At 35.8% G+C, this 26,445-nt stretch carries 23 protein-coding genes and 3 pseudogenes; 15 read left to right on the top strand and 11 right to left on the bottom strand.

Translation table 11 applies throughout. From position 1 onward, the window contains the following. Positions 1 to 20: 20 nt before the first annotated feature. On the bottom strand, positions 21 to 977 hold the full coding sequence (locus FSZ17_RS11150) for a DUF1259 domain-containing protein (RefSeq protein WP_228460320.1): 957 nt from the start codon (positions 975 to 977) through the stop codon (positions 21 to 23). A gap of 90 nt (positions 978 to 1,067) precedes the next feature. Here FSZ17_RS11150 and FSZ17_RS11145 point away from each other — a divergent pair. From FSZ17_RS11145 to FSZ17_RS11080, 14 genes and pseudogenes are all read left to right on the top strand, one after another. Beyond that, positions 1,068 to 1,235, top strand: a pseudogene (locus tag FSZ17_RS11145) (ArsB/NhaD family transporter); the annotation flags it as partial. 22 nt (positions 1,236 to 1,257) lie between these two features. Further along, positions 1,258 to 1,447: pseudogene (locus tag FSZ17_RS11140) on the top strand (arsenate reductase/protein-tyrosine-phosphatase family protein); the annotation flags it as partial. Positions 1,448 to 2,017: 570 nt separating this feature from the next. Next, a complete protein-coding gene (locus FSZ17_RS11135) occupies positions 2,018 to 2,803 on the top strand; it encodes a TIGR00266 family protein (protein ID WP_057770304.1) in 786 nt (261 codons plus the stop codon). 102 nt (positions 2,804 to 2,905) lie between these two features. Beyond that, positions 2,906 to 3,115, top strand: a pseudogene (locus tag FSZ17_RS11130) (superoxide dismutase); the annotation flags it as partial. Positions 3,116 to 3,685: 570 nt separating this feature from the next. Continuing rightward, positions 3,686 to 6,082, top strand: a complete 2,397-nt coding sequence (locus FSZ17_RS11125) for a DMSO/selenate family reductase complex A subunit (protein WP_057770301.1) — start codon at positions 3,686 to 3,688, stop codon at positions 6,080 to 6,082. 20 nt (positions 6,083 to 6,102) lie between these two features. Continuing rightward, the gene (locus FSZ17_RS11120) at positions 6,103 to 6,672 is read left to right on the top strand and encodes a DMSO/selenate family reductase complex B subunit (protein WP_057770298.1); all 570 of its coding nucleotides are present in this window, start codon (positions 6,103 to 6,105) and stop codon (positions 6,670 to 6,672) included. A gap of 14 nt (positions 6,673 to 6,686) precedes the next feature. Next, the gene (locus FSZ17_RS11115; protein WP_057770295.1) at positions 6,687 to 7,472 is read left to right on the top strand and encodes a dimethyl sulfoxide reductase anchor subunit family protein; all 786 of its coding nucleotides are present in this window, start codon (positions 6,687 to 6,689) and stop codon (positions 7,470 to 7,472) included. Positions 7,473 to 7,624: 152 nt separating this feature from the next. Further along, positions 7,625 to 8,290, top strand: coding sequence for a TorD/DmsD family molecular chaperone (locus FSZ17_RS11110; protein ID WP_057770292.1), 666 nt, complete (start codon positions 7,625 to 7,627; stop codon positions 8,288 to 8,290). 291 nt (positions 8,291 to 8,581) lie between these two features. Then, positions 8,582 to 9,712 carry a hypothetical protein gene (locus FSZ17_RS11105; RefSeq protein ID WP_057770289.1) on the top strand — a complete coding sequence of 377 codons (1,131 nt, stop codon included), beginning with the start codon at positions 8,582 to 8,584 and terminating at the stop codon, positions 9,710 to 9,712. A gap of 479 nt (positions 9,713 to 10,191) precedes the next feature. Further along, entirely contained in the window at positions 10,192 to 11,121 is a 930-nt protein-coding gene (locus FSZ17_RS11100) for an ABC transporter ATP-binding protein (protein WP_057770286.1), read from the top strand. Next, positions 11,121 to 12,221 (top strand): ABC transporter permease, encoded by a 1,101-nt coding sequence (locus FSZ17_RS11095; protein WP_057770704.1) that lies wholly within the window; start codon positions 11,121 to 11,123, stop codon positions 12,219 to 12,221. Before FSZ17_RS11100 ends, FSZ17_RS11095 begins: the two co-directional genes overlap by 1 nt. A gap of 53 nt (positions 12,222 to 12,274) precedes the next feature. Beyond that, on the top strand, positions 12,275 to 12,709 hold the full coding sequence (locus tag FSZ17_RS11090) for a DUF6526 family protein (RefSeq protein ID WP_057770283.1): 435 nt from the start codon (positions 12,275 to 12,277) through the stop codon (positions 12,707 to 12,709). A gap of 217 nt (positions 12,710 to 12,926) precedes the next feature. Next, positions 12,927 to 13,223 carry a hypothetical protein gene (locus FSZ17_RS11085; RefSeq protein ID WP_057770281.1) on the top strand — a complete coding sequence of 99 codons (297 nt, stop codon included), beginning with the start codon at positions 12,927 to 12,929 and terminating at the stop codon, positions 13,221 to 13,223. A 152-nt stretch (positions 13,224 to 13,375) separates the two neighbouring features. Beyond that, a complete protein-coding gene (locus FSZ17_RS11080) occupies positions 13,376 to 13,975 on the top strand; it encodes a hypothetical protein (protein WP_057770279.1) in 600 nt (199 codons plus the stop codon). Between the two features lie 482 nt (positions 13,976 to 14,457). On the opposite strand, the gene FSZ17_RS11075 is transcribed toward FSZ17_RS11080, so the two are convergent. Both FSZ17_RS11075 and FSZ17_RS11070 read right to left on the bottom strand, forming a co-directional pair. Continuing rightward, positions 14,458 to 14,793, bottom strand: a complete 336-nt coding sequence (locus FSZ17_RS11075; RefSeq protein ID WP_407643446.1) for a tyrosine-type recombinase/integrase — start codon at positions 14,791 to 14,793, stop codon at positions 14,458 to 14,460. 164 nt (positions 14,794 to 14,957) lie between these two features. Then, positions 14,958 to 15,365 carry a site-specific integrase gene (locus FSZ17_RS11070; RefSeq protein WP_057770272.1) on the bottom strand — a complete coding sequence of 136 codons (408 nt, stop codon included), beginning with the start codon at positions 15,363 to 15,365 and terminating at the stop codon, positions 14,958 to 14,960. Between the two features lie 341 nt (positions 15,366 to 15,706). Between FSZ17_RS11070 and FSZ17_RS11065 the strand changes: the two genes are divergently transcribed. After that, on the top strand, positions 15,707 to 16,924 hold the full coding sequence (locus FSZ17_RS11065; RefSeq protein ID WP_057770269.1) for a tyrosine-type recombinase/integrase: 1,218 nt from the start codon (positions 15,707 to 15,709) through the stop codon (positions 16,922 to 16,924). A 29-nt stretch (positions 16,925 to 16,953) separates the two neighbouring features. Here the strand turns inward: FSZ17_RS11065 and FSZ17_RS23705 are convergent, their stop codons facing one another. From FSZ17_RS23705 to parE, 8 genes are all read right to left on the bottom strand, one after another. Then, positions 16,954 to 17,556, bottom strand: coding sequence for a tyrosine-type recombinase/integrase (locus FSZ17_RS23705; RefSeq protein WP_228460319.1), 603 nt, complete (start codon positions 17,554 to 17,556; stop codon positions 16,954 to 16,956). A gap of 2 nt (positions 17,557 to 17,558) precedes the next feature. Next, positions 17,559 to 17,903 (bottom strand): site-specific integrase, encoded by a 345-nt coding sequence (locus tag FSZ17_RS23700; RefSeq protein ID WP_228460318.1) that lies wholly within the window; start codon positions 17,901 to 17,903, stop codon positions 17,559 to 17,561. Between the two features lie 542 nt (positions 17,904 to 18,445). Next, positions 18,446 to 18,580, bottom strand: a complete 135-nt coding sequence (locus FSZ17_RS23910) for a hypothetical protein (RefSeq protein ID WP_267128902.1) — start codon at positions 18,578 to 18,580, stop codon at positions 18,446 to 18,448. A gap of 171 nt (positions 18,581 to 18,751) precedes the next feature. Further along, positions 18,752 to 19,231: a staygreen family protein gene (locus tag FSZ17_RS11055; RefSeq protein WP_057770266.1), complete on the bottom strand. Its 480-nt coding sequence runs from the start codon at positions 19,229 to 19,231 to the stop codon at positions 18,752 to 18,754. 94 nt (positions 19,232 to 19,325) lie between these two features. Further along, positions 19,326 to 20,084, bottom strand: a complete 759-nt coding sequence (locus tag FSZ17_RS11050; protein ID WP_057770264.1) for a YybI family spore inner coat protein — start codon at positions 20,082 to 20,084, stop codon at positions 19,326 to 19,328. Positions 20,085 to 20,242: 158 nt separating this feature from the next. Then, positions 20,243 to 21,685, bottom strand: a complete 1,443-nt coding sequence (locus FSZ17_RS11045; RefSeq protein WP_057770261.1) for an alanine/glycine:cation symporter family protein — start codon at positions 21,683 to 21,685, stop codon at positions 20,243 to 20,245. A 256-nt stretch (positions 21,686 to 21,941) separates the two neighbouring features. Next, positions 21,942 to 24,389, bottom strand: a complete 2,448-nt coding sequence (gene parC, locus FSZ17_RS11040) for a DNA topoisomerase IV subunit A (RefSeq protein WP_057770258.1) — start codon at positions 24,387 to 24,389, stop codon at positions 21,942 to 21,944. Beyond that, positions 24,389 to 26,365 carry a DNA topoisomerase IV subunit B gene (gene parE, locus FSZ17_RS11035; RefSeq protein ID WP_057770255.1) on the bottom strand — a complete coding sequence of 659 codons (1,977 nt, stop codon included), beginning with the start codon at positions 26,363 to 26,365 and terminating at the stop codon, positions 24,389 to 24,391. The genes parC and parE overlap by 1 nt, the downstream gene beginning before the upstream one ends. Positions 26,366 to 26,445 lie beyond the last annotated feature (80 nt).

Raw genomic sequence — 26,445 nt, 5'->3', positions numbered from 1 at the left:
TTATTTTTAGCATGTTTTTGTTATTTACTATTAGTTTGGTCAATCGCTTCACGAATCCCTTTTGCTAATTTGAGCGCATCATCATTTGCCCAAAAGTGGATGAAAAAGAGACGTGGTTCTTCAAACAACATATGATTATGCAATGCGTCAACTTCAATACCATATTTGCGTAAAGTCTGTATCACTGGATTAACTTCTTTAGCAGTTAAGACAAAATCTCCTGTAATTGCCGCGTTTCCTTCGCCTGTGGGTTGAAAGTTTATAGCTGTAGACGTTCCCATTGAAGGAGGGATGGTCATTCCGTTTTCCTTGATTTGTTCAGCACGAGGGAACCCAACCTTGTAAATTCCATTACTTATCAATCCTTCTTTACCGATAAAATCATCAAGTTGCTCTTTATCTAACAGAAATGCTCCTTTAACCGATGGTTGATCTGGCTTAATAGGGGTACTCGATTGATCGATTCCTGCTCGAAGTGCTTTCGCTAAAGCTACTCCACTTCCATATCCTTCGATATGCATATACATTATTTTGGGAGATTCTCTCATCAAATGATTGTGTAAAGCAGTTATTTTTATACCACCACGGATCAGCTCAGTCATAACTAAATTGACTTCTTCCTGCGTTAGAACTAAGTCTCCCATAACCATTACCTTATCATTCATTTCTTTAAATGCTAACCAAGAACTTAGTGCGAAGGCAGGATTTAACTGAATACTGTTAATCGATACATGTAGATCTGTTCGAGGTAGGCTGAAGTAAAGCACGTCTCCTTTTTTTATTTCTCCACTTTTACCAATCACCTGTTCAACGGATTCCCAATTCGTTTTTTTTCCAACCATGGCAGGGGTATCCGGATTGTAACTTTGGTTTTTTATCTGTGTTTTATTCGTATAAGAGGTAAAAGAACATGCTCCAGTAGCTAATATCAGCAAGATCAATACTAATCCAATTATGATTTTATTTTTTTTGATCATTAATTACTTCATCCTTTTCACTATCGAGTCTAGCATCATTATAGGTAATTAAAGGAGGAGACTATACATGAATTCAGATAAAGATTCATGATTACGCCAATCGGTTCTCTTGCAACTTTATTATGGCTGCATGTCTTATCCCAAAAAGGGGTTAAGATTTCATGGGGAACTTACTTTAAAACAGGTATTGTTCTAACTATCCCAACACTATTTATTACTTTAGTCGGCCTATACATATGGTTGTTAATCATTCACTAATTAGTAGAGGAAGAAATATTTTATGACCAGAAAAACAATTTATTTTTTATGTACTGGTAATTCTTGTAGAAGCCAAATGGCAGAGGGGTGGGCGAAGCACTTACATGCTGATGAGTGGGAATGTGTACAGTGATGGGATTGAGGCGCATGGATTAAACCTAAATGCTGTACAAGCCAAGAAGGAGGTTGAAATTGACATTTCAAATCAAACATTAGTTAGTTCATTATATTTAATCTTGGGAAAACTAATTCAGAAGAATTCCCCAATATAACTCATATAAAGGGTGATTTTGAACAATTAGATGAATACAATGATAAATTCAACCATTTTTCTCTAGAAGCAGTTGTTATTCCTATAGTCATGCATGGTATGAATGACTATTTACCGCCTTTATTTAACCAAGAAATATTCTTAGTAACTGAGCAAGCAAATATTTTATATTTCTTTACCATATCCTATATTTTATTCTTTTATCATTCTCATTTTAAACAGAGGGAGGGAGTTAAATGTAAAATTAAAATAAGGTTTTAGTCGAGAATTACATAATGTGTGGATCTATGTCGGTATCTTACTCAATTTAGTTACTTTAGTATTTTTAAAAAATGGATGAATCTCCGAAATTAATCAATGTTACAGTGTTAAGGTAACAAAATTAAAAAAGGTGTAGTTCCTTAGATTTATCTAAAAGGGCCATGTTAATATATAATTAAATGTAGGAGAACTACGGATTAATTAAAATTTGTAGTCCTCATTTTTATTTTAGAGCGGGAGCTGATTAATAGTGATGAATCACGAAATCGATTATAAGTTGTATGGGGATGATATGCAATTTGTAGAAGTGGAATTGGATCCTAACGAAACCGTAGTCGCAGAAGCTGGAAGTCTAATGATGATGGATGCTGATATCAAAATGGAAACGGTATTTGGAGATAGCTCTTCTTCTAATGGTGGAGTAATTGGGAAATTACTCGGAGCGGGTAAAAGAGTTATAACAGGTGAAAGCCTATTTATGACTACGTTCACGAATGTAGGAACCGGTAAGAAACATGTCTCATTTGCATCTCCATATCCAGGGAAGATCATTCCAATGAATTTAAAAGAATTAGACGGTAAACTGATATGTCAAAAAGATTCGTTTTTAGCTGCAGCTAAGGGTGTTTCTGTTGGTGTTGAGTTCCAACGAAAGTTAAGTGTAGGATTTTTCGGAGGCGAGGGTTTCATCATGCAGAAACTCGAAGGCGACGGAATGGCTTTCATTCATGCTGGGGGAACCATTCATAAGGTGGATTTAGCAACTGGAGAGAAATTAATGGTAGATACAGGATGCCTTGTTGCTATGACAAGTGGTGTTCATTACAATATCGAAATGGTGAAAGGCGTCAAAACAGCATTATTCGGTGGAGAAGGTCTATTTTTTGCTTCTCTTCAAGGTCCTGGTACAGTATGGGTACAATCTTTACCTTTCAGTCGCTTAGCAAGTAAGGTATTTGCTGCAGCGCCGCAAAGAGGTGGCTCCGTTGATGAAGGTGGAATCGGAAGAGTGTTTGATCTGTTTAGTGATAAATAAGTAACTTAGAAAAATGTACCCACTCCTGCAGTCTATAGCGAGTGGGTACTTTATTTTATGAGTGAAACATTTGGATTGCAGTTGAAAAGCTGTTGAGTTTTTTTGGCTACTAATGGACAACTTACTGTTACTAGCACACCTAATCAAGATAGCCCACTAATGGAAGGTAAACAGCCAATTCTTGGTCTTGATGTTTGGGAACATGCCTATTACCTTAATTATCAAAACAAGCGTCCTGATTATATTTCTGCATTCTTTAATCTAATTAACTGGGATGAAGTAAACAAGTTATATCAGGTTGCACAGGCTTAATTTAATTATTAATTCTCCAGAACACCTTCCTATATTTCAAGCATTTCTTGAATCAAGGAGGTGTTTTTTTAAATAAGGACAATTCACGATAATACCTTCCACATGCGATCTTATTTTCTCTCAGATTTCATCAAGAATCCCCATCGTTCTTTAATCTCTATTAGCATGTACGTTTGAAGAAAACCCCCACTGATGGCAGTTTCACTCAATTAACCAAAATTAGTTTTCCGTTTCCATTATTAAATCTCTCCAACATATTTAAATATTTATAATTATTTCAAAGTATTGTTTTTGCAAATCTGTTTTTGTACATACACACAAAAAAAGATTTGTATATTTGTACGCCAGTACAAAATTATGTGATTAATGTGGTGCTATAATTATGGAGAAAGATTGAGAATGATTTCACAAACTATTATATTAAACTAATATTTTTTCGTTGATTCTGTCGTGATTTGTGAATGGACGTTGAATCGTGTGAAGGATTCTTGCTGTTTCTTAAAGTGATTAAGTGTTTGGCAAAAAAAGTGCTGGACAACAAACTACTCTCGATAAGAGGAGGTTATAAAAATGAAAAAAGAAAAATCAGGTGGTCTATTAAATCAAAAGATTGGGAGAAGATCATTTCTAAAATGGTCAGGTGCTGTTGCTGCACCGGCTGTATTAGGTACTAGTATTGGATTCACGAAATTGAAAGAAGCTGATACAGTACTTGCGGAGTCAAAGGATTCAACAGAAAAAATATACTACACTTCAAACGGGAATAACTGTGGTGGCCGTTGTGTAATAAAAGCCCATGTGAAAAACGGACAAGTAGTAAGAATTAGCACGCAAATAAAAGAAGAAGAAAATGGCCAACCTGCTTTAAAAGCTTGCGTACGTGGCCGTAATTATCGAAACATGACCTATCATCCAGACCGCTTAAAATATCCAATGAAGCGTGTAGGTAAACGTGGAGAAGGAAAATTTGAACGTATTTCTTGGGATGAAGCAATTGATACGATTGCATCTGAAATGAAGCGTATTACTAAAAAATATGGTCCAGCATCTCGTTACTCTGTTTATGGTTGGGGTAACGGATACGGAGTAACTTCAGATATCTCTAGTGTGAATAAACTTCTTGCTTTAACAGGTGGATATTTGAATTACCGTGGAAACTACAGCTCATTCCAAACAGGAACAGCAACACCAACGATATACGGAACAGGGAGTTCTGGAAATTCATATTCGTCACTAGCCTATTCTAAAGTAATTATTTTAATGGCGCATAACCCAGGTGCAACCGTTTTTGGTACAACTATGCGTACATATTTAATGAAGGCTCGCGAAAATGGCGCCAAGATTATTGTCGTTGATCCACGCTACTCTGAATCAGCCAAAGGTTTAGCGGATGAATGGATTCCGATCAAGCCAACAACTGACACAGCACTAATGGATGCGATGGCATATGTAATTTATACAGAAGGATTGCATGATCAAGCATTTTTAGATAAATATTGTATCGGCTTTGATGAAAAAACTTTACCAGAAGGTATTGATGCAAAAGAGAGCATTAAAGCCTATCTTCTTGGAGAAAAAGATGGAATTAAAAAAACACCTGAATGGGCGGAAAAAATTACAGGTATGGATCGTAATACAATTAAGTATTTAGCTCGTTTATATGCAACAAATAAACCAGGTGCCTTAATGCTTGGTAACGGTGGTCAACGTCATGCCTATGGAGAGCAGCATCCTAGAGGAGGAGCATTGCTCGCTTGCATGACTGGTAATGTAGGCGTACTTGGGGGCTGGGCATCTGCAAAAGGTGATTGTGCTGGCAGACCATCTGGTTGGCAATCTAGATTCTCAAGTGCTACAAATCCAGTTGAAGCATCTATTTCATGCTTTACGTTTACCGATGCGATTTTTCGTGGAACAGAAATGACAGCAGAAGATGGTTTACAAGGTGCTGATAAATTAGATACGAATATTAAATTGATCTTCAATTTCTCAGGTAACGCCTTATTAAACCAGCATTCTGATATTAATAGAACGAAGGAAATTTTAGCAGATGAAAGTAAAGCTGAATTCATCGTTGTAAACGATATTTTTATGACCCCAAGTGCTAAATATGCAGATATTCTATTGCCAGGAACCACTTTCTTAGAACGAAATGATATATTAAATCCCTGGTCTGATGAAGGCTATGTAACAGTTCAACAAAAGGTTCTTGAGCCTTTATATGAATGTCGTGATGAATATGAGGTTTGTGCTGCAATTGCGAAGAAATTAGGAGTGTATGACAAATTTACAGAAGGAAAAACTCGTCGTGAGTGGATGGATGATTATGTTGAAGCAGTCCGTGAATCAGTCGATCCTAACTTCCCATCGTTTGATGAATTATGTAAAAAAGGCGTTCACTTCTTCCCAATGGATGACATTACAATAGCTTTTGAAGATTTTGTAAAAGATCCAAAAGTTAATCCGTTAAGCACACCAACTGGAAAAATAGAATTATTCTCGAAAACCGTTTGGGATATGAATCAACATGATGAAATTCCAGCCATTCCAAAATACATTGCAGCTTGGGAAGGACCTGAGGATCCATTAATTGAAAAATATCCGTTGCAGCTTATTGGTTGGCACTTTGTCCGTCGATGCCATTCCATCCATGATAATCAACCTTGGTTAGAGGAAGCAGAAAAGCAAGTAATGTGGATGAATCCGATTGATGCAAAAAAGCGGAATATTAAGGATTCAGACAAGGTCAAAGTTTTCAATGATCGTGGAACTATCTTTATTCCTGTTCATGTAACCAATAAAATTGTTCCTGGAGTAATTGCTGTCCCACAAGGAGCATGGCATTCTGCTGATAAGAATGGAAATGATGTCAGAGGAAGCTTGAATGTGTTAACAAACTCAAGACCAACAGCTTGGGCGAAGGCAAATCCACAACACACAAACTTAGCGGAAGTTGAAAAGGCGTAACAGATAAGGAGTGAAACGATATGGGACAAGTTGGTTTTTATATCAATCAGGCAAAATGTACAGGTTGTAAAGCATGTCAAATTGCCTGCAAAGATAAAAATGATAATAAAGTAGGTATTCTTTTCAGACGTGTATACGAATTTGAAGAAGGTATATCGACAAAAGTAAATGGAGTTTTCAAGACTTCTTTGCAAAGTGCTTCACTTTCAATTTCTTGTAACCATTGCGATAATCCAAAATGTGTTCAAGGCTGTCCTACAGGTGCCATGCATAAACGTGAAAGTGATGGAGTGGTTCTAGTTGATCATGAAAAATGTGTAGGCTGTAAATACTGTACTTGGAATTGTCCTTACGGTGCTCCTCAATTTAATGATGACTTAGGTATGATGACAAAATGTGATACATGCTTAGATTTACGTGAAAAAGGAGAAAATCCAGCATGTGTAGATGCCTGTCCATTTAATGCATTAGAATTTGGTGAAATCAGTGAGCTACGTGCAGCTTATGGAACGATCAATGAAGTGAGCGGTTTACCGAGCGCAAAATTCACGAATCCGAATATTGTCATCACACCAAATATTAAAGAGTAAGGAGTGAGCCTACTATGCATGAATGGCCATTATTGATCTTCACATTATTAGTTCATACTGCTATTGGTGGTACAATAGCAGTGACGATATATATAATATCAATGAAGAAGAATGCAGTTGAGGCATTCCAAACGATTAAATTGTCGTTAGTCGCGCTGAGTATTATCTCTCTAATTGGATTGGGAGCTTCTTTCCTTCATTTAGGTAAAATATCACATGCTTTTTATACGATTTCAAGTTTAGGTTCTTCTTGGTTTAGTCGTGAAATCCTGTTTGTAAGTTTATTTATTTTCTTATTAGTTTTGACACTTTCTTTATCGATTATGACAAAGAAAGTGAATATGCTTTTGCTATCATTAGCAGCCGTCGTTGGTTTTGCAACGCTTTATGTGATGTCTTCCATTTATGCGACAACAATGATTGAAGCATGGAACGGTGTCGGAACATATGCCGCTTTCTATGCAGCTGCACTCGTAATCGGAGCATCAATTGCATTAGCTTTACTAAACAAACAAACTTCTAATTCAATGATGGCTTTATTCGCAGTCGCGGTAATTGGTTTAGCAATCAAGCTTGTAGTGCTTCCAGTTCATTTTGGAAGCTTAACAGAAGCTTTGAGTTCTACTGAGAACAGCCTACTCTATAGTCAATTAGTTCTAGGAGTTCTTGGAGTAATTATTTTAGGATATGTTGTATTCGTTCGTAAAACTTATCATATGGCTTTAGTATGGTCAGCCTTTCTTCTCGTTTTTATCGGTGAATTTTTAGGACGTTATCTGTTTTTTATGAATGCCATATAATAATTTGAACTATTCATCAGTGGAGGTTGATTAACCTCTACTGGTGTATTCTAATCAAGTAAAAGTTGAAGTTCTGAAGTAGGGAACGGTTCTATTGAGCAGACATGAATTTAAGAGAAATACTAGATTAATAATGAAGAGATGTGAAAAAAATGACTTCGACAATGGTAAGTAAAAAAGAAGAATTAAGCCAAATACTAGAATCAAGTGTCAACACGTATAAAGTATTGTTTTTCTTGTTTTCTGAACCTCTAAATGAGGATTTATATGACCAAGTGAAAAATTCAGGAATGATGAACGGCTTAAGTGAAGTATTCGAAGAAGGTCAAATTCTTGAGGACTATTTTGAATCGTTAGAGTCAGTTAATTTTGACGAAATAACCAACGAGTATCGCCGTTTATTTATTGGTCCGAATATGATTAATGCCCCGTTATGGGAGTCTTTTTATACAGATGAAAAGAACCTATTATTTAGTAAAAGCACCTTCCAAATTCGTGACTTATTATTAAAATCTGGCCGTGAATATATATTGAAGAATAATGAGCCTGAAGATCATTTATTAGTAGAATTAGAATTTGCAATCTATCTAATAAATGAAAATCTCCGTACGTATGAAGAAACAGGCGAATTTAATAAGACATTATTAGAAGATCATTTGAACTTATTAACTAACCATCTATGCGTTTGGGTTCCTCAATTAGGAGAGAGGATCAGAAAGCACAGTACAACTCCGTTATATGTTGGTTCCTCATATTTCCTTGAGTCCTTTCTAAAATTTGATGAAGAAACCGTTCGCGAACTCCTTGAATTGCTATAAGAAGTAAAAGGAGTCACCGAGCTGGGTTTTAATTATTCCCACGGACAACACCCCCTCGCTTCCTATATATATTACTAATTGAATCGATGCTATCGTTTGATTTTTAGAGTTGCTGCGGCAGCTCTTTTTTATTTGAACTAAAGTCGGAGCTTGTGAATTTGCATGAATTTTATAATAGAGAGTAAAGGATTTAATACTGTTGGTTCTGTATTTTTAAATAATTGTGTTAAAATTAGAAATAATTAAAATTCACCAAAGGGAGTCTAATGGTAAAAAAATGATTTTATAAATTTGCTTTACTCGATTTGTGGTATACAACTACAAATTAATGAAGCTGAATTTAAAAAACAAAAAAAAATCTTAAGTGAATTAGATTATGAAAAGAAATTATTATTGAAGCAGCACAAAATTTTAAACTCTAAGAGAAAAGAATTAGCATTCTTAAGTACTACATCTGATCGGATTCAGTTTAAAAATAATCTAGATAAAGTTGAAAAAGTAAGTGAGGTTATCACAGAGTTAAATAAAGAAAGAAATAGAAACTTATCTAGAAAGATGAAATGTGAAACAGCTATAAAGGAAATAAAATCTCTGAATAGAGAATTAGATACAGGAGAAATTGTTTGTTTATCATGTGGTTCTGTACATATAGGGTATAAAACATCTAGTAGAAAAGAATATGCATTCGATATAACTACTAAAGAAATTCGAAAAGATATAATAAATTCAATTGAGTATAAAATAGTAGATTACGAAGAAGAAATTGAACGGATTAACTTATTATTAAACGAACAACAAAAAATTTTGAAAGAACTGTTATCGTTTGAGGAAGTTTCATTAGAATCATTGTTGGTTTATAAAGAAGAATTATTTAATGCCGAAGATGCAGATAAAAGGGTTACTGAACTAGATATAAAAATAACTGAGATTAAATCAATTCTTACTAACTTTGAAATAACAAAAGAATCTATAGAATCAACAGAAAAAGAGATATTAGATAACATTTTAGAATTAATGAATTCTGTATATAAAGAACTGGAACCAGAAGGTACTTTAAACTTCGATAGTTTATTTACTAAAAAAACTGAAACATATTCAGGAAGTGAACAAACAATATTCTATCTTTTAAAAATGTATGTATTTCAAATTATAACAAAACATAATAATCCAATAGTAGTTGATTCGTTCCGTTCTGAAGATTTGACTAGCGAAAAAGAAAAGAAATTTTTAGAGCTTTTTAATAAGCTAGATAACCAAATAATTTTTACTACTACATTAAAAGATGAAGAAGTTGGAAAATATGATAGAGAAGAATTTGATTATATTAATCATTTAGATTATTCGAGTCATACTCCTAGTAATATTTTAAAGAGACAATACGCTGATTCTTTTAATCTATTGTTAAAAGAATTTATTCAATAATAGATTATTAAACGATAAAAGGCACGTTTAAGTGCCTTTTACCAGTTCACTAAATACCTCACTAAATACCATATTTATATGATAATTATTTTTATCTCTAAGTTCTTTAATAACATGAATGTATACTTGTTAGTAATATTAATATTTTTATGTCCTAAAAATTTCAGATACAAAAGCAATATCTATTCCTTTAAAAATTGGCTGTGTTAAAGCTTAATGTTGATAATTGCACTTGTTGATTGGAGCGTTAGCGACGAAGAGGCTCCCGACCGCCCGCGGAAAGCGAGTGCCTGCAGCGGAAATCAACAGCTACATTTAAAACAGCCAAAAATAATAAAGATGGAGTTGATTTCGAGATCAACTCCTTTTGCTTTGACAGAAATGTAACGATGATCAATTGATAAATATTGACAAAAGCAGTTCCGGAATTCTAAATTTAACCATATATAATTGGGTAGAAAAGATCTGGAGTGTGGGAGATGAATTCTGAGAAAGAGATCATTAAAGTTCAGAACCTTGTGAAAAAATATGGTGATTTTACAGCGGTAAACGGGATCGAGTTTCAAGTGAAGAAAGGAGAAGTTTTCGGCTTGCTTGGTCCGAATGGTGCTGGCAAAACAACGACATTAGAAATGTTGGTTGGGCTTAGGAAACCAGATGATGGAACGGCGTTTATTGATGGATTTGATATCACTCGTGAATTAAATAAGATAAAAGAAGTGATCGGTGTTCAGCTCCAATCCACATCCCTTTTTGAGCTACTAACAGTGAAAGAAATATTACACTTATATGCCAGTTTCTACAATAATCAAGTGTCTATTCCTGCATTAATCGAAGATATGCTTCTGACCGATAAATCGAAGAATCGCATCAAAAGTTTATCAGGCGGACAAAAACAGAGATTAGCGATTGCATTAGCACTTGTACACGATCCAAAGATTATTTTTTTGGATGAGCCGACAACAGGACTTGATCCCCAGGCTAGAAGAACACTATGGGATATTATTATTCGCCTAAAAGAAAGAGGAAAAACGATTGTTTTAACGACTCATTATATGGACGAAGCACATGTCTTATGTGACCGAATTGCCATTATGGATCAAGGTCAGCTCATTGCCTTAGACACCCCTTCTTTGCTTGTTAAAAACCTGCAATCAGATAGTGCGGTAGAGTTTCGTTTTCAAGATGAATCCCTTGAAGTGGATTTAAAGGGAATCGAAGGAGTCAAGCAAGTTGGAAATCATAAAGACACTTATGTCCTTTACACTGATGATTTGCAAACCACCTTAACGCGCTTGATTCAGACGGCCTCCGACAAAAACCTCAAATTAGTAGATCTGCAGACACGTACAGCTACCCTAGAAGATGTGTTTATACACATGACAGGAAGGAGGTTACGTGAAGGATGATGAGAGCATACAGGCAATTAACTCTATCGCAATTACGCATTTTTCTTCGTAATCGCCAAGTCTTATTTTGGACGTTAGCCTTTCCAATTTTTCTCATGATCATGTTAGGCTCATTTTTAGGAAACGGAAATGGAATGTCTGTATCGATTGGGGTAGTGGATCAAGATCAATCTAATCAGTCGAAACAATTAATAGATATCTTAATTCAAAACGAAGCCATACAGTTGGAAAAAGAAAATAATAAAGAAGAGGCATTTAAGCAATTAAAAAAAGGTGATCTTCATGTCGTCGTTGTCATTCCAGAAGGATACGAATCTTTTTTGAACAATAAACCAATAGATTCACAGCCCTTCACTCTACCTGTTTACTTTAATGAAACCAATTTTGCAGTTTCTCAAGTCGGTATCCAGTTAGTAAATGGGGCAGTAGATGGAATTAGTAAAGCAAGGGTTGATTATGTTCCAGTCGTTGTTACCGATGCGAAGGGAATAGAAGCGCTAAACTTAAAATATATTGATTTCTTAGTTCCTGGGATCGTCGCGATGATGATTATGAGCAACAACATGAATGGGGTCGCAGGGCAAATTGCCGCTTGGAGAGAACGCGGGATTTTAAGAAGAATGCAAGGAACTACATTAAAAGCATCAACCTTTATTGCTGCACAAATTACCGCAAGATTAGTATTAAATGGTTTGCAAGCACTCATTGTTTTAGGTGTTGCCCATCTCATTTTTGACATTGAAGTTCGAGGATCGTGGCTTACTTTGATCAGCTTTGTCATCCTAGGAACGTTAGCATTTATGGCAATTGGATTCATCATTGCAGGCATTGCAAAAACACCGGAAAGTGCTGCACCTATTGCCGGATTTCTTTCCTTTCCAATGCTGTTCTTAGGAGGCGTATTTTTTCCGATTAAAGACATGCCGGAATTTCTTCAGCCGATTGTTCAAACCTTACCGATTGCACATTTAAGCCACGCACTTCGAGAAACGATGAATGTCGGAGCATCGTTTATAAGTTTAGGGACAGAGGCACTGATTCTAGGCGGCTGGCTCATAGGAGCATTTATTGTTGCTAGCTATACGTTTAAATGGGAATAGGGAAAAGGAAAATCGAATAAAGTGAATAACAGGAAGATAAAAAGGAGGAAGAAATGAATAAACAAGATTATAAAACACATACACGAATGCATCCGATTTATCATTATGTTTTAACGGTATTAGTATTAGGTACTTTAGTAGCTGCCATTGTTCAAATGGTTCGATCCATAAATGAAGGAGCAAACATTCTACAAGCAATGATTCTATTTTTACTCATGATCATTATTGTCATAATCGCAGCTCTTGTGAGATTTTATCCATTAAAAGCTCAAGATCGTGCCATACGCGCGGAGGAAAACCTACGTCATTATGTATTAACTGGGGAATTATTAGACCGGAAACTAAGTATGGCGCAAGTGGTAGCTTTACGTTTTGCAGATGATAATGAATTTCCCGGACTTAGTAAAAAAACTGCTGCGGAAAATTTAAAGCCGGATGAGATAAAGAAAGCAATCGTAAATTGGCGAGCTGATATGAATAGAGTTTAATTGATTGTAGAACACGTCAAGTAGAATAAATAAGGCCAAACCCATGATCATCACCTAGACAATAAGCCCGCTCTGTCCACACAGGAGCGGGTTTAACAATTCCTATCATTCATCATGAATATATTAACCTAAACTTAGCTAATCACCGTTAATAAGGAGCTGACAATCGTATTGATCAATAGTATTGATCAATACAAGATATCTCAAAGAGTTAAAAATGATCATAGAGAGTCTAGGAGTGGATTTAGATCGAAACATCACATATAAAGGTTATTATTTATCCATTAGAGAGTTTATCATTTCCATCTGCATTCGTGATAAAGACATGATGTTCTTGATAAACCTGAAGCACATAAGACATAAAGCAACCATGATATGGTATCTAAATAGAGCTATTACTCAAACCATTAAAGAAACGTTAAAAGAGAACCCTAAATACGCGGAATTCTATAAGAATAAACTTAAGAAAGAGAAAAGAACTGAAGCTTTCGGAATCAACGGAGAATCGATTTAAGAGTTGTTTCGGAGAATATGCCGGAGTTCTATTTCCGAACAGGAGCGGGTACTAAGGTGGTTTTTCGATGACACCTAAAAGGTAAACATCTCCCAAATATAGAATACTGTAAATATAGAACAGTTAAGCTATAAAAAGGGAGAAATTAACATTTGACCATTCATCTAATTAGCTATCGACCGATCATTCATAACAAAAAAGGAAGCAATGTAGCACAATCAAATAGCATACCTAATTATGTAGATAATAGCATTAGACGTGAACCTGATTTCGAAAAATCTTTCCCGGGCATTTCTTCATTATGCAGAAACGGACAGGTTGCTCCTCACTTGAAGGTAGGGGATACAGTTGTCTATATGAGGATAAATGGTAGAAATTATCAAACGTTAAAAGAACATAACAGATGTTTGGTTGCTGTAATGGAGGTTATCCATGTATTTCAAGATCATAAAATCGCAGCTGCCTGTTATCAGCAAAGCGGAATTGTTACTCCCTATAATTGCATCAATAAAAATAATCCACCTTTAGATAGCCAATATACAGCTATGGATTCAAAGGAAGTTAGGTATGCTGAAGCAGAATACATAAAGCGTTCTCGTCAAAATAGTCAATATGTAGTTTGTAAGCCCTTTGCAGGTTATCCTGAATTAAGTTCTCCTTCCTATCTTTTCGATAAAGATTTAAATCCAATATTAATGCCCAAAAAGAAACTTTTTCTTAGAGGAAGAAGGAAAATCCCACAAAAAAATTAACTGACATCATCAATGCCGATTATACATATTAAAAAGAACCAGCTCCTGTAACGTACATAAAGCTCATTTTAAGCCTTTTACAAGAACTGAATAGAAAAAGGCTTTAGAAGGGGAAAAAGACTCAATAAAAGAGATCAGAAGAAGGATAGAGGAAAAGTAACAGAAGAACCTCACAGGCGAATTTCGGAACAGAGGAGCGGGTGAGAAGGTTTTTTGTTAATTGTTCGTGTTTAATGATTTGAGTCGAGTGTCCAGTCCGTGTGAAAGACGCACTTCTTGTAATTAAACACGAAAGTTACTCTGTAATTTCCACTTGATTATTCGTTTATTCATCTATACAAATCAGACTACAGTTTAGTAGAGATATTTTGAAGCGGCATGCTATATTCAAATCCAAAGCGCCTCATCTATACATAGGGGGCTCACACATAAGTTGACGGTAATCCCTTGAATACAAAGCCAACTTGGACCCCTGAAGCATATTAAATTAATAAAATTGTATATTTCTCTACGATATTTTGAACTGTTCTAACTGATAGAGGGGAGTTATAACCACCATACTTGGCAATATAAACATATTCACTAGGATCGTCAGAACCTAAATAACGTTGCTCACGGATAGATAAATACTCTATTAAATCATTCATACTTTCAGGGAAAACCGCTACAATATCCTCTTTATTATCTTTTCGGATAACTTTAATTTCATTAGTTGAAAAATCGATATCCCTCAGACGAAGATTCGCCAACTCATTAACACGGATACCCGAAGACAAAAATAGCGATATTATTGAATAATCACGTTCATTATCGCGCAGAAAGAAGACCCGTTTCCTTGAATTTTCCGGCAGTATTTTTTCATATTCATATTTACTAAAATCTAAAAGGTTAATATCTTGATCGTGGTGCAGTATTATAGACTATATCATTTTAGCCCGTGAGTTTAACGCTCCTTTTTCCTTATAAACTTTGATTTTTTGCATCACATTTCTATGGAAAAAGGTTCCCCGATATATTTATCTATTAGATAAGGGTATTTATCCTTTTTATTTTTTGTAATCTCTGTTTCGCTCGTTAGATATTTAAATAAAAAGCGAAGGGTGGAGATCCTACGACTTACAGAGACTTCCTCAGGTTTTTTTGTTTCATTTTCGGTAACCTTAATATCTTTTCTTCTAATGTGTTTAAAGAAATTTTTAGCTTCTTCCAAAGATAAACTTTCTAATTCCGTCATTTTTACATCTTTAATATCAGTATCAGCAACTCCCCCCCCAGATATAAGCCATTCGAAGAAGGTTTTATAATCCAAAACATAGTTTAAAAGGATAGTAGGAGAGCGATGTTCAAGCTTATCTTCAACAAATTCTTCAATATAAGGGGGCAAAATCAATAGGAGTTCGAGTAAGTACTTGTTATAGATAGACGATATTCGTTAAGTTAGGTGGAAGAGAAGCTATTCGGGATCTTGGAGAAGGGCGCACCAAAGGAAAGGTAGTCATTTGTGTGAAAATTACTTTAATAAAAAGAAATTTCAAATGAAATTTCTTTTCCCTGATAGTTGCCGTTACAATGATTAAATCATAAAATGATAAACAACTAATATTTTAAAACATTCTATGCATCTTCGCTGGAAGAACCAGGGCGATGGATTAGTGAACCCCACTATCCGTTTGCTCTTTTTTATTTGGTAATTAGCTTAATGTATAACGATTCAAAAAGGGAAACCCGTAAATGACAAAACAAGATACTAATCCAAAAGCCATAAAAAATGAAAACGAAAGTCTTACTAATGATTATGCACACCCACCCCAGGATATAGAAGATTTAATTCATCCTTCTTCGCTTGTAATAGACGCTTTTAACCATATGAAAGAATATAAAGATTGGTCCTTATCTACTATAGATGATTATGTACAAGATGTGCAGCACTATAGTTCATTTTGCTACAACATCAAGAAAGAGCCCATTCTTTCTATGGCTAGATTACATATCGTGAATCAATGGATCCAACAACAAAAAGAAGCGGGGGTAGCGGTGGCAACGATACAGCGGAGGCTAGCCAGCCTTTCTTCCATTTACAAATTTTATAAAGAATTAGGAAAAGTCGCTGTAAATTCGTTTAAAATTGCGGAATTACCTATTGGATTAAAAGGGCATCATTCACGGGATCTTGGCATAGAAGAACTAATAAAAGTATATAGTTGCCTATATCAAATGAAAGAAGATGGATTCGATGTAGGAATCACCGTTCACGTCATGCTAACGACAGGTTTACGTAATAAGGCACTCACAGAGCTAAAAGTAAAAGATGTAGACTTTAAAGAGCAAGTGATTCACTATAATATAGGGATATTCAATTCTAAACATAAAATACAGGTATTTCCCGTCCCGCCTAAACTTCTTACACGACTAAAGGAACAAATCAGGTCATACCAATTACAACCGGAAGACACGTTACTTGTTGGGCTAAAAGGATATCCATTACGTGCCAAACAGTTAAATCGCATTACCGACAAAATATTTCAATACTTGGATTGGTCGGGGGATTTGCATGTCACTCCTCATGGGTTTAGAGCATCCATAGCAACCATTTTACATGAACGAGATGTAAGTCGTGACGACATTAAATTATTACTTGGTCATAGTGATAAGATCGATAACCTGCATTTTTATTTGCGTCGTCATCGAAAAGAACTAAATCGTTTACGTCATGAATTGACTTTAATTGAACAAGAAATAGAAGAGGGTGTAGAACTGCTTAAAGGAAGGGAAGGGAAAAACATAGCAAATAAGGAAGATGCTGAAGTTGTTGTCCTACATAACCCGGTAAAAGAAGCTCCATCCAATCATTCAAATATGATTTCACAGGAAGAATTTCTCCGAATTATGAAGGTCAATAAAACAGCTGCAATGGCATTACTTGAGCAAAATCTTGTTACTTTTGAATAAAAAAGCTACCCCCCTAGGTAGCTTTTCCCTTATGAAAACCGAAACGAATCAATGGCTTTCTTTTTCGATTCAAAATCAATATGCGTGTAAACCTGTGTAGTAGCCATGGATTCATGTCCTAGAAGTTCTTGTAACGTTCTTAAATCCACCTTTTCTTGAGGCATATATGAGACGTTCCCATATTCGTCTACTTTCTCTGCTTTTACTTGCTGGACTAACAAGGTAGCAAACGTATGCCGCAGATGATGCAGTGAAAAGCGGTGGGGAGGGAGGCCTGATTTTTTCAGGATCTCCTTAAAAATAACATGAAGTCCACTTGGATTGAGCACCTTACCATTCTTATTTAAGAATACAGGCTCCTGTGGATGTATCTGGTATTCCTTTAAAAACTCTTTGTATTTCTTTAACAAAGGCAGCATCATGGAATGAAGCGGGAGCAGACGCTCTTTTTTTCCTTTACCCAAAATGAGAACCGTCCCATTATAGAAATCGATTTGTTCCCAAGTGAGATCCACCAGTTCCTGTCGCCGCATGCCGGTTGTTGCCAGCAGCTTAAACATCGTTTCATTTCGAAGAGCAAGAGGATGAGGATCCTGCTCAAGGAACGAAAACAGCTTTTTTAGTTCTTCCATATTCATATAAACCGGAAGCTTGGAATCCGATTTTGAGCCTTAATTCCGGCCATAAAATCGGCTGTCATCAGCTGTTCTTTTAAACAATAGTTGCTGAACGACTTTAAGCTGGAAATTCGGCGCTGCATGGTTCGCGGCTTACTTTTATAATTCAACATCTGATCCTGAACAAAACGCCGTACAATCGATGCATTCAGATCCGAAAGATCTGTAGAACGTTTATGTTTTTCAAGGAAATAACGAAATACCGTTAAGTCATATTCATAGCTTCGAATCGTGTTTGATGAATAATTTTGTTCGACTTCTAGATACAGTAAAAAATCATCCATTGCTTGCTGGTAGTGCATGTGTACGGCCTCCAAATGTTTTATTATTTGGACGTACCCAATAATTATGATCCCGAGCCTAATGGTTATGGAGACAGCAGAGGAAGTTATCAAGACTGTCCCAAGTTGCGGAGGAGAACTTCATGATAATGTTTATTATGTGAAATTGAGAAGGCAGTTATCGTTCTGTTAAGGGTTTTTTCTAGTTTACATAATATATATTATAGGAAGTCGTAAATCGCAAAACAAAACTTATCTCAATTAGAAAGTATACTTAAGTTAGTGAGACAATATATAAAAATTTATGTTTTTATTTCTTAATTTTATTTATCATTCAGTTTATGTATTTAACCTTATGTATTTAACCATTTATCGTAGTCGTACTTGGATAAATGGTTTAATACATGATTATTGATAAATCATCATATTTTCTCGGCTAGCAATGTTAACAAAAATAATAATTGTAATCGTTCAATAATTATTTACTCACCTATAACCCTTTCTTGATTACATTTAGTTAACATAATATTTTTATAAACTACTTCACTACTTATTTGCTATTTTTATTCACTATTTTGCGTAGAATTAAAGAATATTTCTGCATCGTCTTTCTTCTTATCTTGTATTTTCTTGCTATCTCCCATTTGATCATCTGATTCGTAACTCTTTTTAAATGAAGGATTACTATCTTTTTTCACTACTTCCTACCTCCTTTATCATTTATAATGTGGTTATATCCAGCAAATATGTATTATTTCTCTTGAATTATTGGAAATAACTCGGTAAATGTTAAATCTCCAATGTAAAAAAAACACAGGATATAGTTCCTGTGTCGTCATGTTTTCAAACTAAATAAGTAAAAGTCTTTATTACGTCTCAATTAGTTGAGGCGCAGAACTTAAATACTGGCGAGGCGTTCCGAAGTAAATCATTTTATTATACTCTTCGAAATTTGATTCAAATTGAATGTATATGGGGGAATCCAAAAGCCATGGGTAATTTGAGAAAAATATACGGTCACCAAATATGATCCCTGATAATGCTTGTTTTACTTCTCGCTCGAAAATCATAAAGCGTATTTTCGCATAATGCTTATCAAAATCTTGATCACTTATAAAAATTTTTCCACTTAAAACATACTCTCCTAGCTGCGGAATCCATTCTGCAAGGACTTCATCTCTGAATGAAAAATTTTGTGGATTAGGATTATAATGATAACCAATACTTAAAAACCACTCACCTGTAGATTTAGATTGTGCCAATGTATATTTTCTGCCATCTACAGGCCTAAATTCAGTTGTTGGCGGTAAATACATTACACTAACTGTTGATGGATCTAATTTATTCATGATAAGCGACCCCTCCGCATTAAGTTAGGAACACCACTTACCATATTTTATGTATTAGGCAATAAAATGTGACAATCGCCTATTTTCCTCTTTTTTATTTTTTAGATTCCATTATTTTCGAATACTTCAATGCCCACTTTCCGTTTTCGAATAGCCAGATCGTTTCTACTTGGGCAATTCTATCCGAATGATATACTCCACTTATTGCTTGGATTCCCTTTAATCCATAAGTTTTACCTTCAACATGAACGGGCTTCAATGTAGAATAAGCATCTACCATTAATTCTGTCGGCTCACTTAATTTTCCATTTTGATAAAGTCCTAACATTTCGTAGTTTTTAGTTCGACTCTTTAAGTCAAATGTATAGGATTCACCTATATCTTGAATGGTGATACTTGCCTTATAACTATCTAAAAATTGGCTCATAATAACGAGGGGATCTGGGACAGTTAAATCCAATAATTTATTATTCTTTAAAGTGTATAAATAGTGATTGGTAATACGACCCCTGCTGCCAGTTTCTACACTTATATATACATCTTTAGTTCGATCATGATTTAAATCTACAAACTTAGCTTTCGGTTTTAAACCGCCATCAATATTCACTGTAAATGATTGATTATTTGATGCTACAACCTCCATTTGGAACTCTCTAAAAAAATCGGATTCCTCCTCATAAGGAATTCCTTTTATAACAATCGTATCTTTTTTTCCATCGCCAGTTAAATCAACTTTATCTTTGGAAATCGTTACTTTTTTATTTGAAGCTTTATCACCAGCGTACGCTCCTGTAAAAGCTGACATTGAAATTAAAAAGAATGCTGTCAAAGCTAAGACTATCTCTTTTTTCACTTATGATACCCTCCCTAGACACATCTGTTATTTATTTTGTCCATTTTTGGGAAATAAATGTATCGTTTCCAAGATTTTTTAAAACTTTATTCTATTGGATCTAATTCTTTATACTAAAAAACCCCTTGTCTAAAAATAGACAAGAGGTTACGAAATTATCATATTTTCTTTTTATTTAGAGCTTCTTCTTTTGTTTCCCAGCACTCAATTCCATCTAAGCCCGGAATTGAATCCGCATAAAATACTGGATCTTTTCCTTCTTTACGCTGAGCTTTATAATCTTTTAACGCAGCAATTGCAACTTTTCCTAGCATAACGATAGCCACAAGGTTTATTAGAGCCATTATTCCCATGAATAAATCAGCAAGGCTCCATACAGTTGCTAAATCAACTACAGCTCCAAAAATAACCATACCAACAACAGCTAGACGATAAATAAATAATGCTGTTGGACTGTTTTTGATAAATTCAATATTCGTTTCACCATAATAGTAGTTACCAATGACAGAAGTGAAAGCAAACAAAAAGATTGCCACAGCAAGGAAAGTTGGTCCCCATGAACCGACATGTTCTGTCAGTGCAGCTTGTGTTAATTGGATACCGGTTAAATCTGATGTTGAAAAATCACTATATAAGAGGATGATAAATGCAGTAGCCGAACAAATTAGAAGCGTGTCTACGAACACACCTAAGGTTTGAATCAAACCTTGTTTTACAGGATGTGTAACAGAAGCGGTTGCTGCTGCGTTTGGTGCACTCCCCATACCAGCTTCATTCGAAAAGAGCCCTCTCTTTATCCCCATCATAATGGCTGCACCAAATGTACCTCCGATAGCTTGTTCGATACCAAATGCGCTTTTTACAATCATGGAAATTAAATGTGGGATCTCTGTAATATTCATTATTACGACAATAATCGCAACAATAAGGTAAATGACTGCCATAATTGGCACAACCACCTGTGAAACATTTGCAATTCGCTTTACTCCACCAAAAATGATAATCGCTGTCATAATAGCAAGCACTATCCCAATTGTAAGACGACTTGTTCCAAAAGCTTCATTAAAGGCTAATGCAATCGTATTAGATTGAACTGAATTAAATACGAGACCAAAGCAGAATGTAATGATAATGGCGAATATGATCCCCATCCAGCGTTTCTTCAAGCCTTTTTCCATATAATAAGCTGGCCCTCCACGGAAACCATCCTTATCCTTCACCTTGTATATTTGTGCAAGCGTACTCTCTACGAAACTAGATGCTGCACCTAAACAGGCGATAAGCCACATCCAAAAAACAGCTCCAGGCCCTCCTGTTGCAATTGCTGTAGCCACTCCAGCTATATTTCCTGTTCCAACACGTGATGCAGCACTTATGCAGAATGCTTGAAATGAAGATATTCCTCTCTTACCGTCAGCGGAAACAAGCGATTTATCCCCCAGTATCCGAAACATTTCTCCGAAGTAACGAAATTGAACAAAATTACTCTTCAAACTAAAATATAAACCTAATAAAATTAATACTGCAATTAATATATAAGTCCATACAATTTCATTAAGAAATCCTACCCCAGATTCTAAGCTTTTTAAAAAAAGATCCATAATTACCCCCTTGATGTATTATTTCTTTGGTGACAAGCATTTGTTTGTTCTGAAAAAACATCACTTTTAATAATCTATCAAATTAATAATTAGTAGACAAGTTAACTTTAGAATTTTTTACTTTACAATATATTGAAATAATGAAGATGTATCAAAAAAGTAAGTCCTTTATTAATACAGAAAAACTGTTAAATTCACGATTAAGGGGCATTCTTATAAGTCGAAAACACGACTAATAAGAATGCCCCATTACTTGTCACACTTCAGTATTATTTTTTTCTTCAGACACTTCGCTTTTCCAAGCAATTAATGCTTTTCCACTTTCTGATTCATCAAAAACGAAAGATCCATTAGAATATCGATCATTAAATCGAATATTTAAAACTTTAATTGATTCAATCAAACCTTTTTCAGTTTCGATAAAAATGTCGTCATTTTCTCTTGCAATAAGAGAAGCGATAATTCTGTGAGGATTAGATTTTAATTCTCTTAACATGACAACACCCCGTTTTGCTCGGGAGGAGCGTTCAAATTCCGATAGCTTCATCTTTTTAACTGCGCCTCTTTGGGTGACTATTACAACTGATTGTTCATTTTGATTATCAATTAACCGGCCTCCAGTAACGAAGTCGCCGTTTTTTAGATTGATTCCCTTAACTCCAGCAGCTCTCGTACCAACAATATTCACTTCTTCCTCATGGAACCAAAGTGCATATCCATTATACGTGGATAAAAACAATTCTTTCGTCCCATCTGTTTTGTGAACATCGATGACTTCATCATTATCTTTAACATTTATTGCAACAAGTGGCTTTGAGTAGCGCTGTACTTGATAGAGCGAAAGCTCCGTTTTCTTAACCATTCCGCTCTTGGTTACAAATAGTAAAAATGAGTCGGAATCAAAATCTTTAACAGGAATAGCTTTAATAATGGACTCTTCACCATCAATCGGAATGATATTGGCGATATGCTGTCCTAGATCCTTCCATCGTATATCTGGAAGTAAATGGACAGGGCAATACAAATAATTCCCTTTATTTGTAAATAACAATAATACATCGGTTGTGTTCATATCTAATTGTGCAAGTAAACGGTCGGAATCCTTCATGCCAAAATCCTGCCCATTTGAAGCAGCAAAAGAACGTTGACTTGTTCTCTTAACATAACCTTCCTTTGTTACTGTTACGATTACATCCTCACTTGCGATAAGGACTTCAAGATTAATTTTAATTTCTTCAATCTCGTCTTCAATTACTGTGCGACGATCATCGGCAAAACGCTTTTTCACATCTTTTAGCTCTTTTTGAATAACAGCGTAAAGCTTTTTCTCACTCTCTAAAATGGAGGTAAATTCATCAACCTTCTTAGCCAACTCTTCTGCTTCTGCTTGAAGTGCCGTAATATCCGTATTCGTCAAACGGTATAGCTGTAAAGAAACAATCGCTTCTGCCTGCGGTTCAGTGAAGGTAAACTTAGCTATTAAATTATCTTTCGCATCACGTTTATCTTTCGAAGCACGAATTGCAGCAATAACTTCATCGAGGATGGAAAGAGCCTTCATTAGTCCTTCGACAATATGCTGGCGTGCTTGCGCTTTTTCTAAGTCGAATGATGTTCTTCTTATAACAACTTCTTTTCGATGCTGGATATATGCATCAAGCAGTTCTCTTAACCCCATGAGTTTAGGATGTCTATTATAAATAGCCACCATATTAAAGTTATAAGTGACCTGTAAATCACTATTTTTGTATAAATAATGGAGGACACCCTCTGGATCTGCATCTTTTTTTAGTTCTACGACAATCCGTAATCCTGTCCGATCCGTCTCATCACGAACTTCTGAAATCCCTTCAACTTTGCGGTCAAGTCTAAATTCATCGATCTTCTTTACAAGATTTGCCTTATTCACTTCATACGGTATTTCGGTAACGACAATCTGCTTTTTCCCGCCTCGTAAATCTTCAATCTCCGCTTTTCCACGGACAATTATTTTTCCTTTGCCAGTTTCATAGGCCTTCTTAATACCCTCAACCCCTTGAATAATACCACCGGTCGGAAAATCAGGTCCTTTTATATATTTCATCAGGTCATCTACAGAACATTCTGGATGATCCATACGATGAATAACACCATCAATCACCTCATTCAGGTGATGGGGTGGAATCTCTGTCGCATAGCCTGCTGAAATTCCTGTTGACCCATTTACTAAAAGATTTGGATACATAGCGGGCAAAACGGTCGGTTCATTCGATGTATCATCAAAGTTCGGGACAAAATCTACTGTTCTTTTTTCAATATCCTTAAGTAATTCAGATGAAATTGGTGAAAGTCTTGCTTCTGTGTAACGCATTGCAGCTGGAGGATCCCCATCGATGCTCCCGTTATTCCCATGCATTTCAACGAGAAGATTACGAACCTTCCATTCCTGGCTCATCCGAACCATAGCATCGTAAACGGAAGTATCCCCATGCGGGTGATAGTTACCGATTACATTACCAACTGTTTTCGCTGATTTCCTAAAGCCTTTATCATGTGTATTGCCTTCAACATGCATCGCATATAAAATCCTGCGCTGAACAGGCTTCAGCCCGTCTCTAGCATCAGGTAATGCACGTTCCTGAATAATATATTTACTATAGCGGCCAAATCGATCGCCTAGAACATCTTCAAGAGGGAGGTCGCGAAATTTCTCAACTGATGACATTAGTCAATCTCCTCCTCTAATACTGATATATTTTCATTTTCAAGTATGCTGGCATCCTCTTCAAGTCCAAATGCCACATTTGTTTCAATCCACTTCCTGCGCGGTTCTACTTTATCACCCATAAGGGTAGTAACTCGGCGTTCCGCTCTTGCAGCATCATCAATTCTAACTCGAATCAATGTCCGAGTTTCAGGATCCATTGTTGTTTCCCAAAGCTGATCAGCATTCATTTCACCAAGTCCTTTGTAACGCTGCAGCATATACCCTTTTCCAACCTTTTTGATGGCGTCTTGTAGATCATCTTCGCTCCATGCGTACTCTATGATTTCTTTTTTACCAGTTCCTCTGCTTACTTTATATAATGGAGGAAGAGCGATAAAGATTTTTCCTGCATCCAACAGCGGCTTCATATAACGATAGAAAAAGGTAAGAAGGAGGACTTGGATATGTGCTCCGTCCGTATCAGCATCTGTCATAATAATAACCTTGTCATAATTGACATCCTCTAGGTTAAAATCAGCACCGACTCCAGCACCAACAGCATGGATAATCGTATTGATTTCTTCATTTTTAAAGATATCCTGAAGCTTAGCCTTCTCCGTATTAATTACTTTACCACGCAGTGGGAGAACAGCTTGGAAGCGTCGATCACGACCTTGCTTGGCAGAACCGCCCGCAGAGTCTCCTTCCACTAAATATAATTCATTCTTCTGTGGATTTCGTGATTGCGCAGGTGTTAATTTTCCTGAAAGAACAGCATCAGCACGTTTTCTTTTCTTTCCGCTCCTTGCATCTTCGCGGGCTTTACGTGCCGCTTCCCTTGCCTGATATGCTTTTATTGCCTTTTTAATTAACAAGGAACTAACGTTCGGGTTCTCTTCAAGGAAATAGGATAAATGCTCAGAAACTACCGCATCTACTGCTGAACGGGCTTCACTCGTTCCTAGCTTTCCTTTCGTTTGGCCCTCAAACTGAAGCAAGTCTTCTGGAACACGAACAGAAATTATCGCCGTGAATCCTTCTCGAATATCAGAACCATCAAGATTTTTATCCTTTTCTCTCAGAAGATTAACCTTTCTTGCATACTCATTAAAAATTCGAGTCATGGCCGTTTTCGATCCGGCTTCATGTGTACCGCCATCTTTTGTTCGAACATTATTGACAAAAGAAAGAACATTCTCAGAATATCCATCATTAAATTGGAAGGCAAAATCCACTTCTATGCCATTTTGCTCTCCTTCAAAGCTTACAACCGGATGAAGAATATCCTTTTCCTCATTTAAATATTCAACAAATGCTTCTATGCCATTTTCATAATGAAATAGTTCCTGAACGCCATTTCGTTCATCAACGATTTCTATTTTCATTCCTTTTAAAAGGAAAGCTGATTCCCGAAGACGCTCACATAATGTTTCATAGTTATATGTCGTTGTCGAAAAAATCGACACATCTGGCTTAAAATGAATGGTTGTACCTGTTTGATTCGTTTTTCCTATTTTCTCAAGAGTCGTAACGGGTTTTCCACCATCTTCGAAACGCTGTTCATACACAAAACCATCCCGTTTGATCTTAACGATAAGCCATTCGGAAAGAGCATTAACAACAGATGCCCCTACGCCATGAAGTCCACCACTTGTTTTATAGCCGCCTTGTCCAAATTTTCCACCTGCATGTAAAACGGTTAAAATGACTTCTGGAGTAGGTTTCCCCATACGATGCATGCCCGTTGGCATACCCCGTCCTTTATCTACTACACTAATTGAATTATCTTTATGTATTTTGACAATAATATGATCCCCGTAACCTGCTAATGCTTCGTCAACAGCGTTATCGACAATTTCATATACAAGATGGTGAAGACCCCTTGCATCAGTACTTCCAATGTACATTCCCGGGCGTTTTCTAACTGCCTCGAGCCCTTCTAGTACTTGTATGGCATCATCATTATAGTCAAAAGCTTCCTGATTTCTTGCCACTAACATACCCCTTTCAATTACTGCAACAAAAGTATTGCTAATTATGTTAATACAATCATAAACGTATTCGTCTAAAAAAG

Origin of the sequence: Cytobacillus dafuensis, assembly GCF_007995155.1 — a bacterium.
Lineage (GTDB): Bacteria > Bacillota > Bacilli > Bacillales > Cytobacillaceae > Cytobacillus > Cytobacillus dafuensis.
The sequence above is the reverse complement of the archived record's forward strand: the minus strand, read 5'-3'. Positions and strand labels throughout refer to the sequence as shown.

Excerpts from the sequence above, each read along its gene's own strand:
- FSZ17_RS11150 (WP_228460320.1), bottom strand. The coding sequence starts at position 977 with ATGATCAAAAAAAATAAAATCATAATTGGATTAGTATTGATCTTGCTG.
- FSZ17_RS11125 (WP_057770301.1), top strand. The coding sequence starts at position 3,686 with ATGAAAAAAGAAAAATCAGGTGGTCTATTAAATCAAAAGATTGGGAGA.
- FSZ17_RS11120 (WP_057770298.1), top strand. The coding sequence starts at position 6,103 with ATGGGACAAGTTGGTTTTTATATCAATCAGGCAAAATGTACAGGTTGT.
- FSZ17_RS11115 (WP_057770295.1), top strand. The coding sequence starts at position 6,687 with ATGCATGAATGGCCATTATTGATCTTCACATTATTAGTTCATACTGCT.
- FSZ17_RS11110 (WP_057770292.1), top strand. The coding sequence starts at position 7,625 with ATGACTTCGACAATGGTAAGTAAAAAAGAAGAATTAAGCCAAATACTA.
- FSZ17_RS11100 (WP_057770286.1), top strand. The coding sequence starts at position 10,192 with ATGAATTCTGAGAAAGAGATCATTAAAGTTCAGAACCTTGTGAAAAAA.
- FSZ17_RS11095 (WP_057770704.1), top strand. The coding sequence starts at position 11,121 with ATGAGAGCATACAGGCAATTAACTCTATCGCAATTACGCATTTTTCTT.
- FSZ17_RS11090 (WP_057770283.1), top strand. The coding sequence starts at position 12,275 with ATGAATAAACAAGATTATAAAACACATACACGAATGCATCCGATTTAT.
- FSZ17_RS11085 (WP_057770281.1), top strand. The coding sequence starts at position 12,927 with ATGATCATAGAGAGTCTAGGAGTGGATTTAGATCGAAACATCACATAT.
- FSZ17_RS11065 (WP_057770269.1), top strand. The coding sequence starts at position 15,707 with ATGACAAAACAAGATACTAATCCAAAAGCCATAAAAAATGAAAACGAA.
- FSZ17_RS23705 (WP_228460319.1), bottom strand. The coding sequence starts at position 17,556 with ATGGAAGAACTAAAAAAGCTGTTTTCGTTCCTTGAGCAGGATCCTCAT.
- FSZ17_RS23700 (WP_228460318.1), bottom strand. The coding sequence starts at position 17,903 with ATGCACTACCAGCAAGCAATGGATGATTTTTTACTGTATCTAGAAGTC.
- FSZ17_RS11055 (WP_057770266.1), bottom strand. The coding sequence starts at position 19,231 with ATGAATAAATTAGATCCATCAACAGTTAGTGTAATGTATTTACCGCCA.
- FSZ17_RS11045 (WP_057770261.1), bottom strand. The coding sequence starts at position 21,685 with ATGGATCTTTTTTTAAAAAGCTTAGAATCTGGGGTAGGATTTCTTAAT.
- parC (WP_057770258.1), bottom strand. The coding sequence starts at position 24,389 with ATGTCATCAGTTGAGAAATTTCGCGACCTCCCTCTTGAAGATGTTCTA.